12 protein-coding genes are annotated in these 14,477 nt (G+C 66.1%); 6 read left to right on the forward strand and 6 right to left on the reverse strand.

Features of this window, described 5'->3' with window-relative positions:
- Positions 1–133: 133 nt before the first annotated feature.
- Positions 134–1,468, forward strand: coding sequence for an NTP/NDP exchange transporter (locus tag DX03_RS04915; protein WP_038686821.1), 1,335 nt, complete (start codon positions 134–136; stop codon positions 1,466–1,468).
- 29 nt (positions 1,469–1,497) lie between these two features.
- Entirely contained in the window at positions 1,498–1,854 is a 357-nt protein-coding gene (locus DX03_RS04920; protein WP_038686823.1) for a DUF1304 domain-containing protein, read from the forward strand.
- A gap of 43 nt (positions 1,855–1,897) precedes the next feature.
- On the opposite strand, the gene DX03_RS04925 is transcribed toward DX03_RS04920, so the two are convergent.
- From DX03_RS04925 to DX03_RS04935, 3 genes are all read right to left on the reverse strand, one after another.
- On the reverse strand, positions 1,898–2,368 hold the full coding sequence (locus tag DX03_RS04925) for a hotdog fold domain-containing protein (RefSeq protein WP_038686824.1): 471 nt from the start codon (positions 2,366–2,368) through the stop codon (positions 1,898–1,900).
- Between the two features lie 62 nt (positions 2,369–2,430).
- A complete protein-coding gene (locus DX03_RS04930; RefSeq protein ID WP_038686826.1) occupies positions 2,431–4,911 on the reverse strand; it encodes an acyl-CoA dehydrogenase in 2,481 nt (826 codons plus the stop codon).
- Positions 4,908–5,828 (reverse strand): alpha/beta fold hydrolase, encoded by a 921-nt coding sequence (locus tag DX03_RS04935; RefSeq protein ID WP_038686828.1) that lies wholly within the window; start codon positions 5,826–5,828, stop codon positions 4,908–4,910. Before DX03_RS04935 ends, DX03_RS04930 begins: the two co-directional genes overlap by 4 nt.
- A gap of 166 nt (positions 5,829–5,994) precedes the next feature.
- On the opposite strand from DX03_RS04935, the gene DX03_RS04940 reads away from it, so the two are divergent.
- Entirely contained in the window at positions 5,995–6,597 is a 603-nt protein-coding gene (locus tag DX03_RS04940) for a TetR/AcrR family transcriptional regulator (RefSeq protein ID WP_038686830.1), read from the forward strand.
- Between the two features lie 146 nt (positions 6,598–6,743).
- Here DX03_RS04940 and DX03_RS04945 read toward each other — a convergent pair whose 3' ends face one another.
- From DX03_RS04945 to hslO, 3 genes are all read right to left on the reverse strand, one after another.
- Positions 6,744–9,644, reverse strand: a complete 2,901-nt coding sequence (locus DX03_RS04945) for a TonB-dependent receptor domain-containing protein (RefSeq protein WP_038686832.1) — start codon at positions 9,642–9,644, stop codon at positions 6,744–6,746.
- A gap of 445 nt (positions 9,645–10,089) precedes the next feature.
- On the reverse strand, positions 10,090–10,950 hold the full coding sequence (locus DX03_RS04950; protein ID WP_038686834.1) for an XOO1806 family protein: 861 nt from the start codon (positions 10,948–10,950) through the stop codon (positions 10,090–10,092).
- A gap of 119 nt (positions 10,951–11,069) precedes the next feature.
- Positions 11,070–11,963 carry an Hsp33 family molecular chaperone HslO gene (gene hslO, locus DX03_RS04955; RefSeq protein ID WP_038686836.1) on the reverse strand — a complete coding sequence of 298 codons (894 nt, stop codon included), beginning with the start codon at positions 11,961–11,963 and terminating at the stop codon, positions 11,070–11,072.
- Positions 11,964–12,042: 79 nt separating this feature from the next.
- Between hslO and mtgA the strand changes: the two genes are divergently transcribed.
- The 3 genes from mtgA to DX03_RS04970 are packed head-to-tail and all read left to right on the forward strand — an operon-like array spanning position 12,043 to position 14,242.
- Positions 12,043–12,792 (forward strand): monofunctional biosynthetic peptidoglycan transglycosylase, encoded by a 750-nt coding sequence (mtgA, locus tag DX03_RS04960; protein WP_038686838.1) that lies wholly within the window; start codon positions 12,043–12,045, stop codon positions 12,790–12,792.
- Positions 12,793–12,831: 39 nt separating this feature from the next.
- Entirely contained in the window at positions 12,832–13,851 is a 1,020-nt protein-coding gene (locus tag DX03_RS04965; RefSeq protein ID WP_038691912.1) for a glycosyltransferase family 2 protein, read from the forward strand.
- Positions 13,811–14,242: a CBS domain-containing protein gene (locus tag DX03_RS04970; RefSeq protein WP_038686840.1), complete on the forward strand. Its 432-nt coding sequence runs from the start codon at positions 13,811–13,813 to the stop codon at positions 14,240–14,242. Before DX03_RS04965 ends, DX03_RS04970 begins: the two co-directional genes overlap by 41 nt.
- Positions 14,243–14,477 lie beyond the last annotated feature (235 nt).

The raw sequence follows: 14,477 nt of genomic DNA on the forward strand, positions 1-14,477 counted from the left end.
CTACGCAGCGTTGCGCGGATGAGGGGCGCTGCTACTGGCGATGTTGCGGTGCATCGTTTACCTTGCGCGCTTTCCTGCCCGGAGTTTCCACGATGCCGCCGTTGTCACGCCGCCCGAACCGGGAGTGGGTGCGATGAGTGCTGCAGCAACGGCCCCGGTGCGGCCGGGGCTGCGCGGGGCGCTGCGGCAGTCGCCGCCGCTGATCTGGGCGTGCGTGTACTTCTTCTGCCTGCTCAGCGGCTACTACGTGCTGCGCCCGGTGCGTGAGGCGATGGCCGCCTCGGCCGACGCGCAGGCGGTGTTCCCGCCCGTGCTGATCGACTGGTTCAGCGCACACGGCATCGCGATGCAGGACTTCGTGCTGCAGTTCCTGTTCACCGGTGTGTTCCTGATCATGCTGGTGCTGCAGCCGCTGTATGGCGCGGTGGTCAGCCGCTACGCGCGGCGGGTGTTCCTGCCGGCGGTGTATGGCTTCTTCATCGTCTGCCTGCTGGGCTTCTACCTGATGTTCGACAGCGGCGTGCCGGGGCGCGGCATGGCGTTCTTCTTCTGGGCCGCGGTGTTCAACCTGTTTGCGGTGGCGGTGTTCTGGAGCTTCATGGCCGACGTGTTCTCCAACGCCCAGGCGCGCGCGGTGTACGGCTACATCGGGGCGGCCGGCACCCTCGGCGCGTTCCTGGGGCCGATCATCACCGCGGCGCTGGTGCAGCGGGTCGGGATCGCCAATCTGATGCTGGTCTCGGCCGGCTTCCTGAGCGCCTGCCTGGTGTGCATCTGGCGGCTGCGGTTGTGGGCGGTGGCGCGCGAGCAGGAGCAGCAGCTGGCCTCCGGTGAAACGCCGATGGGCGGCAGCGTGCTCGATGGCCTGAAGCTGATCGCGCGTGAGCCGCTGCTGCGCTGGCTGGCGGTGCTGGTGCTGTTCGGGGTGGGGGTGGGCACGCTGCTGTACAACGAGCAGGCCGCGATCGCCCGCCAGTTCTATCCGGACGAGGCGGCGCGGACCGCGTTCTATTCGCAGATCGACCTGGCCGTGAACGCGCTGACCCTGGTACTGCAGCTGGGCCTGACCCGGTGGCTGCTGTCGCGCCACGGCATCGCGCCGGCCCTGCTGATTCCCGGCGTGGCGATCATCTTCGGCTTCCTGCTGCTGGCCGCCTGGCCGTTGGCGCTGATGGTGGCGATCGTGCAGGTGATGACCCGCGCCAGCGAGTTCTCGCTGGCCAAGCCCGCGCGCGAAACGATCTACACCCGGGTGGACCGCCAGTGGCGCTACAAGGCCGGCGCGGCGATCGACACGGTGGTCTACCGCGGGGCCGACCTGACCTTCGCCTGGGTGCACAAGGGGCTGTCGCTGTTCGGGTCGCACGCGGTGTTCGCCGGGGGCGTGGTGGTTGCTGGCTGCATGACGGCCGCGGCCATCGGCCTGCTGCACGAAGAAAAGAAGCTGCCGGGCGAGCGCCCGGAGTAAGCTTCATCGACCCTCTTCAAGGCCTGCCCATGTACTGGACCGCACTGACCCTGACCCTGCTGGTCGCCCTGCTGCACGTGTATTTCCTCGTGCTGGAAATGTTCCTGTGGACCAAGCCGTTGGGGTTGAAGACCTTCCGCAACACGCCGGAAAAGGCCGAAACCACCCGCGTGCTGGCCGCCAACCAGGGGCTCTACAACGGCTTCCTCGCCGCCGGGCTGTTCTGGGGGCTGTTCGACCACCTGCCGATGCTGGTCAACTTCATGCTGGGCTGCGTGATCGTGGCCGGCTGCTACGGCGCCTACAGCGTCAACAAGCGCATCTTCTTCATCCAGGCCGTGCCGGCGATCCTGGCCGTGGCCGCGTGGTGGATGGTCCCCGCCTGACCCCTGCGGTAGAGCCACCCCATGGGTGGCTGCGCGGCACCAATCAGCGCTTGACCGGTGACACCCACATGGCGATCCGCGCCTGGAACACGGCCGTGCCGGCGTCGTCACACACCTGCACATTCACTGGCAGCGCATAGCCGGCCTCGGCGGCCACGATCGGCTGCTCCGGCGTGGCCACGGCATGCTGTGTGCCCGTTGCCTTGGCCAGGTACTGCACCTCCATGCCCTTGGGGATCCAGCGCATGCCCTTGGGCAGCGAGGCAGCGACCATCAGCCCCGCGGTGAGCTCGGCCAGATTGCACAGCGCGATCGCGTGCACGGTGCCGATATGGTTGGTGACCTTGCGCCGGTGCGCGATGCGCCCTTCGCAACGGCCGGGCTCGAGCAGGGTGATGCGCGGGGCGATGCTGGCGAAGTAGGGCGCCTTGAAACACACCGCGCGGGAAAACAGCCAGCTGCCGGCAGGCCAGCGCTGCATGCGGCGATACAGATTCAACAGGGGAACGGACATGGACGCCTCTCAAAAAAACGGCGGACCGAAGTCCGCCGTTGTGGGTTACGTTGCTGCGTCGATCACGCCGCTTCCTGCGACTGTGCGTCCTTGCGCTCGCGGTCGTAGTAACCGGCCGAGCGCAGTTCGTGCGGATCGAAATCGTCCACGGTGATGGTTTCCAGGGTGAGCGCGCGCAGCTCTTCGAGCAGGGTGCGTTCGTCCTGGGTAATCACGCCTTCGGCAACCGCTTCATCCAGCTGGGTGGTGAAGTCCAGGGCTTCGATGCCCTTGGTCTTGACCGCCTTGATGAACTTGCGCTCGACCGGCTCGGCCATGATCGCCTTGGACAGGTAGCTGTTGATGCGGCCGCCCGGGTTGTTCTCGCACGGGGTCAGGAACACGCCACTGGCCAGACGGTCGCGGGCTTCGTTGGGTGCCATCAGCAGCGCGGCCACGCGGTGGCCCAGGCGGTCGCCCGGGGCCTCGGCACGGCGGCCGAACGGGAAGATCAGCAGCCACATCAGCCAGCCGATCGGACGGATCGGGAAGTTGCGCAACGCCGCCGACAGCGACGTTTCGATCGTGTGCACGCTGTCATGGAAGGCCCAGGCCAGCAGCGGCTGGTCGGCCACCGGCGCGCCTTCGTCGTGGTAGCGCTTGAGCATGGCGCTGGTCATGTAGATGTGGCTCAGCACATCGCCCAGGCGGCCGGACAGCGATTCCTTGAACTTCAGCTTGCCGCCGAGGGTCATCATCGAGATGTCGGCCATCAGCGCCAGGTTCGCCGAGTAACGGTCCAGCTTGCGGAAATAGCGGCGGGTGTAGGCATCGCCCGGGGCGGCACCGAAGCGCGCGCCGGTCAGGCCGAACCAGAACGAACGCACGGCGTTGGAGATGCCGAAGCGGATGTGGCCGAACAGGCTGCGGTCGAACTCCTGCAGGCCGGCACGGGTGTCCGGATCCTGCGCGGCCTTCATTTCCTTCAGCACCCACGGGTGGCAGAGGATCGCACCCTGGCCGAAGATCAGCAGGCTGCGGGTCATGATGTTGGCACCTTCCACCGTGATGGCGATCGGCGCGGCCTGCCAGCTGCGGCCGGCGAAGTTGCGCGGCCCCAGGATGATGCCCTTGCCGCCGATCACATCCATCATGTCCGAGATCACTTCACGGCTCATGGTGGTGCAGTGGTACTTGGCAATCGCCGACGGCACCGACGGCACGTCGCCGCGGTCCACCGCAGCAGCCGTGGCCTGGCACAGCGCGCTGATCGCATAGGCCTTGCCGCCGATGCGCGCCAGTGCTTCTTCCACGCCCTCGAAGCGGCCGACCGACAGGCCGAACTGCTTGCGGATGCGCGCGTAGGCACCGGTCACCACCGCGCCGGCCTTGGCACCGCCACTGGCGGTGGACGGCAGGGTGATCGAGCGGCCCACGGCCAGGCACTCGTTGAGCATGTTCCAGCCCTTGCCGGCCTTCTCGGCGCCGCCGATCAGCTGGGTCAGCGGGATGAAGACATCCTTGCCGCGGATCGGGCCGTTCTGGAAGGTCGAGTTGAGCGGGAAGTGGCGGCGGCCGATTTCCACGCCGGCGGTGTCACGCGGCAGCAGCGCCAGGGTGATGCCGATGTCGCGGGTGGTGCCGATCAGGCCGTCCGGATCGTACATGCGGAAGGCCAGGCCGATCAGCGTGGCCACCGGAGCCAGGGTGATGTAGCGCTTGTCGAAGGTGAGCTTGACGCCGAGCACCTGCTCGCCGTTCCACTCGCCCTTGCAGACGATGCCGTAATCGGGAATCGAGGTGGCGTCCGAGCCGGCGAACGGGCCGGTCAGGCCGAAGCAGGGCACTTCGCGGCCATCGGCCAGGCGCGGCAGGTACTGGTCCTTTTGCGCCTGGGTGCCGTAATGGTTGAGCAGTTCGCCCGGGCCGAGCGAGTTGGGCACGCCGACGGTGGAGCTGACCACGCTCGACACCGAGGCCAGCTTCTGGATCACCTTGTGGTGAGCCAGCGCGCTGAAGCCCAGACCGCCGTATTCCTTCGGAATGATCATGCCGAAGAACTTGTTCTTCTTGATGAAGCTCCACAGTTCCGGCGGCAGGTCGGCGTAGACGTGGGTGATTTCCCAGTCGTTGACCATTTTGCACAGCTCTTCGACCGGGCCATCCAGGAAGGCCTGTTCCTCGGCGGTGAGCTGCGGCTTGGGATAGTTCAGCAGGATGTTCCAGTCCGGGTCGCCGGTGAACAGCTCGCCTTCAAAGCCGACCGAGCCGGTTTCCAGCGCGATGCGCTCGGTCTGCGACAGCGGCGGCAGCACCTTGCGGAACACCTTCATCATCGGCGCGGTCAGCAGCGGCTTGCGGATGAAGGGCAGCAGCAGCGGCACGGCGATGACCGCCACGATGGCCGCAGCAACGATGGTGGCGGTCTGGTTGATGTACGGGATGAACCAGCAGGCGGCCAGCAGCACCAGGCTGACGATCGTCCAGGTGATCAGCCGCATCCGGTGGTAGGCGACGATGGCGCCCGCCAGCAGGATGGCCAGGAAGGGAACGACAATGCTCATGAGCGTGCTCCGGTGACGTGCTCGGTAGTGGCGGACTGTGCAACGGCGGAGGCCGAGGGCAACACGTCCAGATAGTCCAACACAGTAGCGGTAAAGGCGTTGTTGTCATCACCGGCGACCATATGGGTGGCCTCCGGCAACTGCACATGGCGCGCATGCGGCACCAACGCGAGGAATTCGGCCACCGTCTGCGGGGTGACCAGCGTGCTGCGCCCGCCGCTGACCAGCAGCAACGGGCATTTGACCTGGCGCGCCGCCTCGGCAAGCGCGTCCTGGTGCTGTTCGCTGTCGCGCGCCAGTTCGGCCACCAGGCGCGGGTCCCAATGCCAGCGCCAGCGGCCATGACCATCCTCGCGCAGCAGGGCGCGCAGCGAATCGTCGGACTTGCGCGGCCGATGCGGCATGTAGGCCGAGATCACATCGGCGGCCTGCGCCAGCGAGGCGAAGCCGTCCGGATGGGCGGTCATGAACATCAGGATGCGTTCCACCCCGGCGGTGTCCCAGCGCGGGGTGATGTCCACCAGCACCATGGCCGAGAACAGGCCCGGCCAGCGCGATTCGGCGAGCAGCCCGAACAGCCCGCCCATCGAGGCGGCAACCAGGATCGGCGGCTGCGGCTGTTCGCCGGCCAGCACGATCAGGTCATCGGCGAACTGTTCGCCGTGGTAGGGCAGGTCGGCCGGGTTCCAGTCCGAGTCGCCATGGCCGCGCGCATCGTAGGCCAGGGTCTGGTAACCGGCGGCGGCGAGGGATTGTGCGGTGGACGTCCAGGCATGCCGGGTCTGGCCGAAGCCATGGGCGAACAGCACGGTGCCGCGGCGCCCGGGCGAGGTGCGGGTGGCGGCCAGCACGGCATCGTGCGCGCCGGTCAGTCGCTCATCGTCAACGCGGGGCAGGGTAGAAGAAGGAATGACCATACTCGCTAGTATGGACCTGCCCGTGGGCATGTCAATACTTTGGGGTATGGAGGCCTGCCGCGGACCGCCGGAAGGGCGCCAAGTGCGCCACGGTGCGGGCGTTGGCGCGGGTCACGGCGTGCCATTTTGGCGGACACGGACCCCGGCGTATGGTTAAATCAACGCCATGAATGAACCTGAAGCTTCCGCCGGCGAGCCACGTGCCGGCCGCAACAGCCGCCTGAGCGCGGAAGACTGGGCCCAGGCTGCCCTGGACCTGATTGCAGAACAAGGTGTCGGTGCCGTGGCGGTGGAGCCGCTGGCGCGTCGCTTGGGGGTCACCAAAGGCAGCTTCTACTGGCACTTCCCGTCGCGTGATGCGCTGCTGCAGGCCGCGCTGGAACGCTGGGAACTGTTCGAGCAGGAGCAGGTGTTCGGCAGCCTGGAAGACGTGCCGGACCCGCGTGCGCGCCTGCGCCAGCTGTTCCAGGTGGTGGCCCATGAAGTGCAGCCGCACATCATCTACAGCGAGCTGCTCAAGGCGTTGGACCACCCGATGGTGCGCCCGGTCATCGACCGCGTCTCGCACCGCCGGCTGGAGTACCTGGTGGCCTCGTTCCGCCAGGCCGGGCTGAGCCGTACCGATGCGCAGCACCGCGCGCGCCTGGCGTATGCGGCGTACGTGGGCTTCCTGCAGCTGTCGCTGCAGCTGCAGCAGCCCAAGCAGGCTCGCGAGGATTTCGAGGCCTACGTGGAGCATGTGATCGAGACGTTGATCCCGCTCGGCTGACGCAGGTGCCTGCGTTGCGACGAAGAAAAGGCCGCGGAAACGCGGCCTTTTTCGTGGGCGCGCATCAAGAGTGCCGATGCTGCGCAAAAGACAACGGCCCCTTTCGGGGCCGTTGGTTTACACCGTCAGATCGCGGTCAACTGCGATCAGAAGCGCTGACGGTACTCCATGTACATGTAACGCCCGGGGGTGTCGTACTGGTAGTCGAAGGAGTTGGCGAAGGCCTGGGTGGCCACCGGCGGTTCCTTGGCGAATACGTTGTTCAGACCCACCGAGATCGTGCCATTCCACGGCACGGTGTAGCGCAGCTGCAGGTCGTGGTAGGTGGTGGCAGCCAGCTTGTTCTGCGGGTCTGCACGACCTTCCAGGCCGATGTGGTCCGGATCGCTGCACAGCGATGCGGTGCCCGGGAACTTGCAGTTTTCGGTCAGGCCGGAGAAGTAACGCACCGTCCAGCTCGCACCGAAGTCACCGTAGTTCCAGTTGGCGGTCAGGTTCGAGCGGATGCGCCAGACCGGGGTGTCGCGGGTATAGGTGCCCACTTCAGACGGATCCCACTCCGATTCCGGCGTGGCCTTCTGGCGGTAGTTGGCCATGTAGACGCTGTCCCACACGAACGAGAACGAGCCGAAGTTCGTATCCGGGATCGAGTAGCGCAGGGTCAGATCGTAGCCTTCAACTTCCAGCTCACCCAGGTTCTGCAGGTAGCGGGCCATGTAGGTGATCTGGCCCAGCGCGTTGCGGGTCAGGCCGGAGTTGGCCAGCACGTCACACCAGCCAGCGCTGCCTTCCACATAGCACTGGTCCAGCATGTAGTCGGCGGTCGGGCGGCTGATCACGTCCTTGATGTTGATCTTCCACCAGTCCAGCGAGACGTCGAAACCGCTGACGAAGCTCGGGCTGTACACGATGCCCAGGCTCTTGGAGGTCGAGGTTTCCGGGCTCAGCTCCTGGTTGGACTTCCAATCAAACGGCCAGGAAGTCTGGGAGCCATAGCCTTCACGCTGCACGTAGCTGGTCGGAATGCCGGCGGCTGCGCAACGCTGTGCCACGGCTGCACCGCCGATGTACGGGCTGTCGCTCGAGCACGGATCGCCGTAGCTGTCGTAAGACTGGCCCGAACCACCGAACAGGTTGGAGATCGACGGAGCACGGAAGCCTTCGGCCCAGTTACCACGGACCATCAGGTCTTCGATCGGCTTCCACTTGAAGCCGAACTTGCTGTTGAGCGTGTCACCGAAGTTGCTGTAGTCCGAGCGGCGGGTGGCGGCGCTGATTTCCAGCAGCTTGGCACCCGGCAGGTCCTTCAGCAGCGGCACGGCCAGTTCGAGGTAGACATCGGTCAGGTCGTAGCTACCGGAGGTCGGCTGGCGGCCATTGCCCGAGCTCAGGCCGGCCGAGACGAAGGCGTCCGGCATGTCGTAGCCCGATTCCTTGCGCTTTTCCACACCGGCCGCGAAGCCCATCATGCCGCCCGGCAGTTCGACGATGTCGCCGGACAGGTTGGCGGTGAAGGCCTTGGACTTGTTCTGGTACTTGTCCTTGGCGTTGAACAGGATGTAGTCCAGCTGGTCCTGCGGCATGTTGCCCGCGCTGCTGAACGGATTGAAGGGCACGCAGCCGGCAATCACGGCACCCGGCGCACCGCACTTGACCACGCCGTCGGTGTCCAGGAAGGACGCGCCGGTGGCGGTGTACAGGTTGCCCATGTTGACGTCGCCAACCTGGGTGTCGATCTGGTCGGACACGTTGTAGCTCATGCCCGCATCCCAGCTGAAGAACCGGTCTGCGAACTGGAACGAGCCTTCCAGGCCACCGTACCAATGGAACGTCTTGACGTCCTGTTCGTAGAAGCGGTCCTGTTCGACCAGGCGGCGGTTCCAGTTGAGTTCGCGCGGGTTGCCGGTGTTCTTGGTCGGGTTGTAGTAGCTGTCAGCCGACAGGCCCTGGTCACCGCCCAGGTAGCTGCCCGCGCTGAGCGGGAAGCCGGCCAGCTGCTGTGCCGACAGACGCTGGTTGTACAGCGCATCGGTGCGGATGGCGATGGAGTCGGTCAGGTCGTAACGGCCCTGGATGAAGATCGACTTGCGCTCCTGCGGGGTACGCAGGTAGTTGTCGGCCGCGTAGTTGTACGAGTCGGCGCTGCTGAAGGGATGGTAGTTGGCGAGGTTGTTACCTGCCGCATCCGGGTTCACCACGAAGCGCGAGAGGCCCGCGCGGTCGGCGGTGGCTTCGTCGTCGCTGCCAGCCAGATCGGACCATGCGTCGTAGTCATCGGTGCCGACGCCGTCGATGGTCAGGTCCCAGATACCGCCCGAGGAGGTCTGGCTGCTGTACTGCGAGGCACCCAGGCCGTACACCGGATCACGCGAGATCTTGCGTGCGCCGGCCATCACGGCCTTTTCCTTCACGTAGCTGGCACCGAACACCAGGCTGCCGCGCTCGTTGCTGCTGCCCAGGGTCAGGTCGAGCGCCTGGCGCTGGCCGTCGCCCTTGCTGAACTGGCCGTAGTAGACGTGCGCTTCGCCACCATTGAAATTGTCGCGGGTGATGATGTTGACCACACCGGCGATGGCGTCCGAACCGTAGATGGAGGAGGCGCCGTCCTTGAGGACTTCAATGCGCTCCACGATCGCGGTCGGGATGGTGTTCAGATCGACGGTGCCGTCCAGGGCCTGCACCCAGCGACGACCGTTGACCAGCACCAGCGTGCGCGAGGCGCCCAGGTTGCGCAGGTCGACGCCGGCCGAGCCATCACCGCCGTTGTTGAACTGGGTGTTGATCGCCGCGCCGTTGCTGGCGATCTGCTGCAGCACTTCGGCGACGTTGGTGCGACCGGTCTGCTGGATGGCTTCGCGGGTCAGGGTGAGGACGGGCTGCTGGGTTTCCAGATCAACCGAGCGGATGCGCGAGCCGGTGACCTGGATGCGATCCAGGTTGGTCGGGCCGGAGGCCGGAACATCCTGGGCCTGCACGGCGCCCGTGGCACCCGTCGCGACCAACGCGACGATTACCGCGTCACGCAGTTTGTTGGATTTGAAATTCATTGCTCTCTCTCTCCAAGGGAATCTTGGGTATTCACTGGGGTGTTTGCCTGCAGCGGCACCAAATGAGCGCCAATCACCACGAGGCTGACTCGATAGTAACTGCCGACCGGAGAGAATTAAAGCCACGTTAATGGAAGGTGTGAACTAGGTTAAATTCGGCAAAGTCGTTGTGGATCAATGATTTTCCGCAGAAACACGCCTTTTGGGTCTCATTGGTTAAGCATTTGTGATGAAAATAGTTGCGGTTGATTTGTAACGGCATGTATCAGCACGTATCGACACGTCGCAGCGGCACGCCAAATGCGACATCGGCGATACGCCGGGCACGCCCTGGCACCGGCTCGCAGGGGCGATGCCGTTTGAGGATAGGAGTGCAGGCATAAAAAAACGCGCCATGAGGCGCGTGTTTTTGACTACTTCGACGGCGCCGCTCGGCGCCCGCCGATCACAGATCCTGTTCGTAACGGACGTACGGCACGGTGCCTTCGTCGGTGCTCTCGTTACGCGGCGCGAACGGATTCTTGCCGCGGGTAATCACGTTCTCGGCACCCACGGTGAGCTGGCCGCTCCAGGGGGTGCGCCAGGTCAAGCCGACCCCGAGGCCTTCCCACTTGCCGGGCTGACCGGGCACATCGACCACGCGGCCGATGATGTTGCCGCTGAAGTTGCCGTAGCCGGCGCCGATGGTCAGGCTCTTGCTGTCCCAGCGGTCCACGATGGCCGGGGAGGCGTCGGACAGCGGCACCAGGCGCGCCTTGGCGTAGGTGCCACCGATCGAGACGAAGCCTTCGCGACCGATGTTCTTCTGGCCGAACACGGTCAGGTCGTTCTGCTCGGCGCGCAACGCCGGGGATTTGTTCGGGCCGGCCAACCACGCCGGCAGGGTGTCACGGCCGGTGCCGGCGGTGATGCCCAGGCGACCGCCGGGGCGGTTGAACGCAGCGGTACCGCTGACACGGCGACTCAACGCGGTGTTCTCGTCGTCATCGCCCAGGCTGGCCAGCATGCAATGACTAGCCAGGCCGCTGATGCTGGTGCCGCGGCTGCTGTTGCACAGCAGGCCCAGCGAATCGCCCGAGGACAACCCGAAGGCGGCGTCGAGCGAACTGCGGCCGAAGTGCCAGCGGGCGCCCACGGCCTGTTCGCCGGTGGGTTCCAGGTACAACAGGGCCTCGACCTTGCCGCTGCCCTTGTTCCACACCGGAATCACCGTGCTGTCCTGCCGCGGCTTGTTTTGCGCATGCGCGCCCGTCATCGCGGCGAGGGCGATCACAAGGGCCAGCGGTAGACGCAGAAGGGAGCGCATGGGAACTCTCAGACAGCAGCGGTGAGCACAAGTTCCCGCCGAAGCGGGACACTGATCCTAGGGCGTTTATGAATTCTTAACAAGTCTTGGTTCTCCCCAGAACAAAACTCGTGCGGCAATTACTGAAGCCGTTCAGGTGCCGGTGAGGAAACACCGGTGTCGCTGAACAGTATGGCGAACTCCGTCAACGGAAAGTGATACTCCTGTCCGCAGAATTCGCAACGCACTTCCACCGCACCGGTCGGTTCGGCGGCCGCGCGGGCTTCTTCCTCGCCCAGCGACTGCAGCATGCCTTCCACCCGCTCGCGCGAGCACGAGCATGCGAAGCGCAGCCCCCGCTCGCCGAGCAGTTCCGGCCTCTCTTCATGGAACAGGCGGTGCAGCAGGTCATTGCCCGCCACGTCCAGCAGTTCCTGCTTGCCCAGGGTCTCGAACAAGGCGCTGGCGCGTGACCAGCCGTCGTTGTCGCCTTCGTCGCCGGGCAGCTTCTGCAGCAGCAGGCCGGCGGCCCGGGTGCCGTCGGCGGCCAGCAGCAGGCGCGTGGGCAACTGCTCGGACTGCCGGAAGTAGTCTTCGAATGCCTCGTCCAGGCCGGCGGCGGTCAGCCCGACCAGGCTCTGGTAGCGCTGCGGTTCGCGCGGGTCCAGGCCCGGGTTTTCGATGGTGATGGCCAGCAGCGCGTCATCGCCCAGGGTGGTCAGGTCACGCGGGGCGTCGCCGCCGTCGGCCAGCTGCACGATGCCGCGCAGGGTGCCGGCGGCCGTGCATTCGGCGAACAGCGTGCGCATGGCGGTGTTGCTGCGCAGCTGGATCGACAGGCGGCCATCGACCTTGGTGTGGCCGGTGAACAGGGCCGAGGCGACGGCGGCTTCGCCCAGCAGCTCGGCAGCGGCCGGCGGGTAGACCGCGTGCGACAGGATTTCAGCCCAGCTCGCATCGAGGTGGACATGCACGCCGCGGACGCCGGCATCGGGGAGCAGGAAACGGACAAGGGTGTCGGATTGGGCGGTCATCGGTTCTATGGGCGCGCGAAGTGGGATGCAGTTGCCGGATAATGCGCCGACAACCGTGCAAGCAAAGGATGCACCACTAATGGGGGCAGAGCGCAGCAACCTCAAGGCCGAACCGGGCCTGGAACCACCGCGCCCGCGACGCTGGCACTGGAAACGACTGCTGTGGCTGCCGGTGCTGTTTGCCGCGTTCAGCGTGCTGCAGGTACTGGTGCTGCGTTTCATCGACCCGCCGGTGTCCACGGTGATGCTGTGGCGGTACGGCGAGGCACTGGGCCAGGGCGAGTGGGGCTACCGGCTGCACTACCAGTGGCGCGACCTGGACCAGATGGCGCCCAGCCTGCCCATTTCGCTGGTGGCCGCCGAGGACCAGCGCTTCCCCGTGCACAACGGCTTCGACCTGCAGGCCATCGAAAAGGCGCGCGACCACAACGCCAAGGGTGGCCGCCTGCGCGGGGCCAGCACGATCAGCCAGCAGGTGGCCAAGAACCTGTTCCTGTGGCAGGGCCGCAGTTGGGTGCGAAAGGGCCTGGAGGTCTGGTACACGGTGCTGATCGAGGCGCTGTGGCCGAAGTCGCGGATCCTGGAGATGTACGCCAACATCGCCGAGTTCGGCGACGGCATTTACGGCGCCCAGGCGGCCGCACGGCAGTACTGGGGCAAGGACGCGGCGCGGCTGAGTCCGGCCGAAAGCGCCCGCCTGGCGGCCGTGCTGCCGGCGCCACGGCGCTACAACGCGGCCAAGCCGGGGCCGTTCGTGCAGCGCCGCGCGGCCTGGATCCAGCGCCAGGCCCGGCAGCTGGGCGGCACTGCGTACCTGGCCGACGACTGACGATTCATGATCGTGACGCGCCCCGCCTACAATCCCGGCATGACTGCCCAACGCCTGACCGTTGTCATCGCCGCCCACAATGAAGCACTGGCCCTGCCGCTGCTGCATCCGCGCCTGCGCGCGGTGCTGGACGGGCTGGACGATATCGAGGGGCGGGTGCTGTACATCGATGACGGCAGCAGCGATGCCACCTGGTCGGTGATGGAGGCGCTGGCCGCGGCCGATCCCGACGTGGGCGTGCTGCGGCTGTCGCGCAACTTCGGCAAGGAAGCGGCGCTGACGGCGGGGCTGGATTTTGTCGACGACGGCGCGGTGATCATCCTCGACGCCGATGGCCAGGACCCGCCGGAGCTGATTCCCGAGTTCGTCGCGCTGTGGCAGCAGGGCTATGACAACGTGTACGGCACGCGGTTGGCGCGCGACGGTGAAAGCTGGCTCAAGCGCAGCGCGGCCGCCGCTTTCTACCGGGTGATCGGGCGACTGTCCAAGACGCCGATCCCGGCCGACACCGGCGATTTCCGCCTGCTTTCGCCGCGCGCGCTGCAGGCGCTGGGGCAGCTGCGCGAGCGCCACCGGTTCATGAAGGGGCTGTTCGGCTGGGTCGGTTTCCGGCGCAAGGCGCTGCCCTACCACCGGCACGCGCGGATGGTGGGCGACAGCAAATTCGGGCTGTGGAAGCTGTGGAATTTCGCGCTGGAGGGCATCACCGGTTTCTCCACGGCGCCGCTGCGGGTGACCACCTACCTGGGGCTGTTCACGGCCAGCGTGGCGTTCGTGTTCGCCGTATGGGTGGTGGCCAAGGCGGCGATGTACGGCGACCGCGTGGCGGGGTGGCCGACCATGATGGCGGCGATCCTGTTCCTGGGCGGGGTGCAGCTGATCGCGCTGGGCCTGATCGGGGAATACCTGGGGCGCCTGTACGAAGAATCCAAGCAGCGGCCGTTGTACCTGGTTGACACCTGGCAGCCCCCGATCGTGGCAGACTCGGCCGTGCATTCCATCGGTGGAGAGCAACGAGATGACCACGGTACGACAGCTGTTGGACGGCAAGTCCCCTGAGGTTTTCGCGGTAGGCCCGGAATCGGCGGTGATCGACGCGATCCGGCTGATGGCCGAAAAAGGCATCGGCGCCGTGCTGGTGATGGAGGGCCGGCAACTGGTTGGCATCCTGTCCGAGCGCGATTACGCGCGCAAGATCGTGCTGCATGAGCGGTCGTCGCGGACCACGCGGGTGAGTGACATCATGACTGCCAAGGTGGTGACGGTGGCGCTGTCCGAGCAGGTGGAGCATTGCCTGCAACTGGTGACCGACTACCGGATCCGGCATCTGCCGGTGGTGGACGGCGGCAGCGTGGTGGGCGTGATCTCGATCGGTGACCTGGTGAAATCGGTGATCGACGAGCAGGCCCAGAAGCTGGACCAGCTGCAGCAGTACATCGTCGCGGGGTAAGTAAGCGCGGTTGGCGCGTTGCTGGCACGTGGCTGAGCCCATGGGCAGGCCGGTGCAGGACACGCCGTGAACCCATCCGTGGGGGCTCGTGGGCGGCATCCATGCCGCCCAACGGTCCTGCACCGGCCTGCCCACGGGCTCTGGACAGTTCTTGAGCGCGCGGTTGGAAGAGGGGCGGAGCGTGTCGACCAACGGTCGACACCTACCTTGTGCTTAGTCCGATCGCGCGATACAC

This window comes from Stenotrophomonas rhizophila (assembly GCF_000661955.1).
GTDB lineage: Bacteria > Pseudomonadota > Gammaproteobacteria > Xanthomonadales > Xanthomonadaceae > Stenotrophomonas > Stenotrophomonas rhizophila.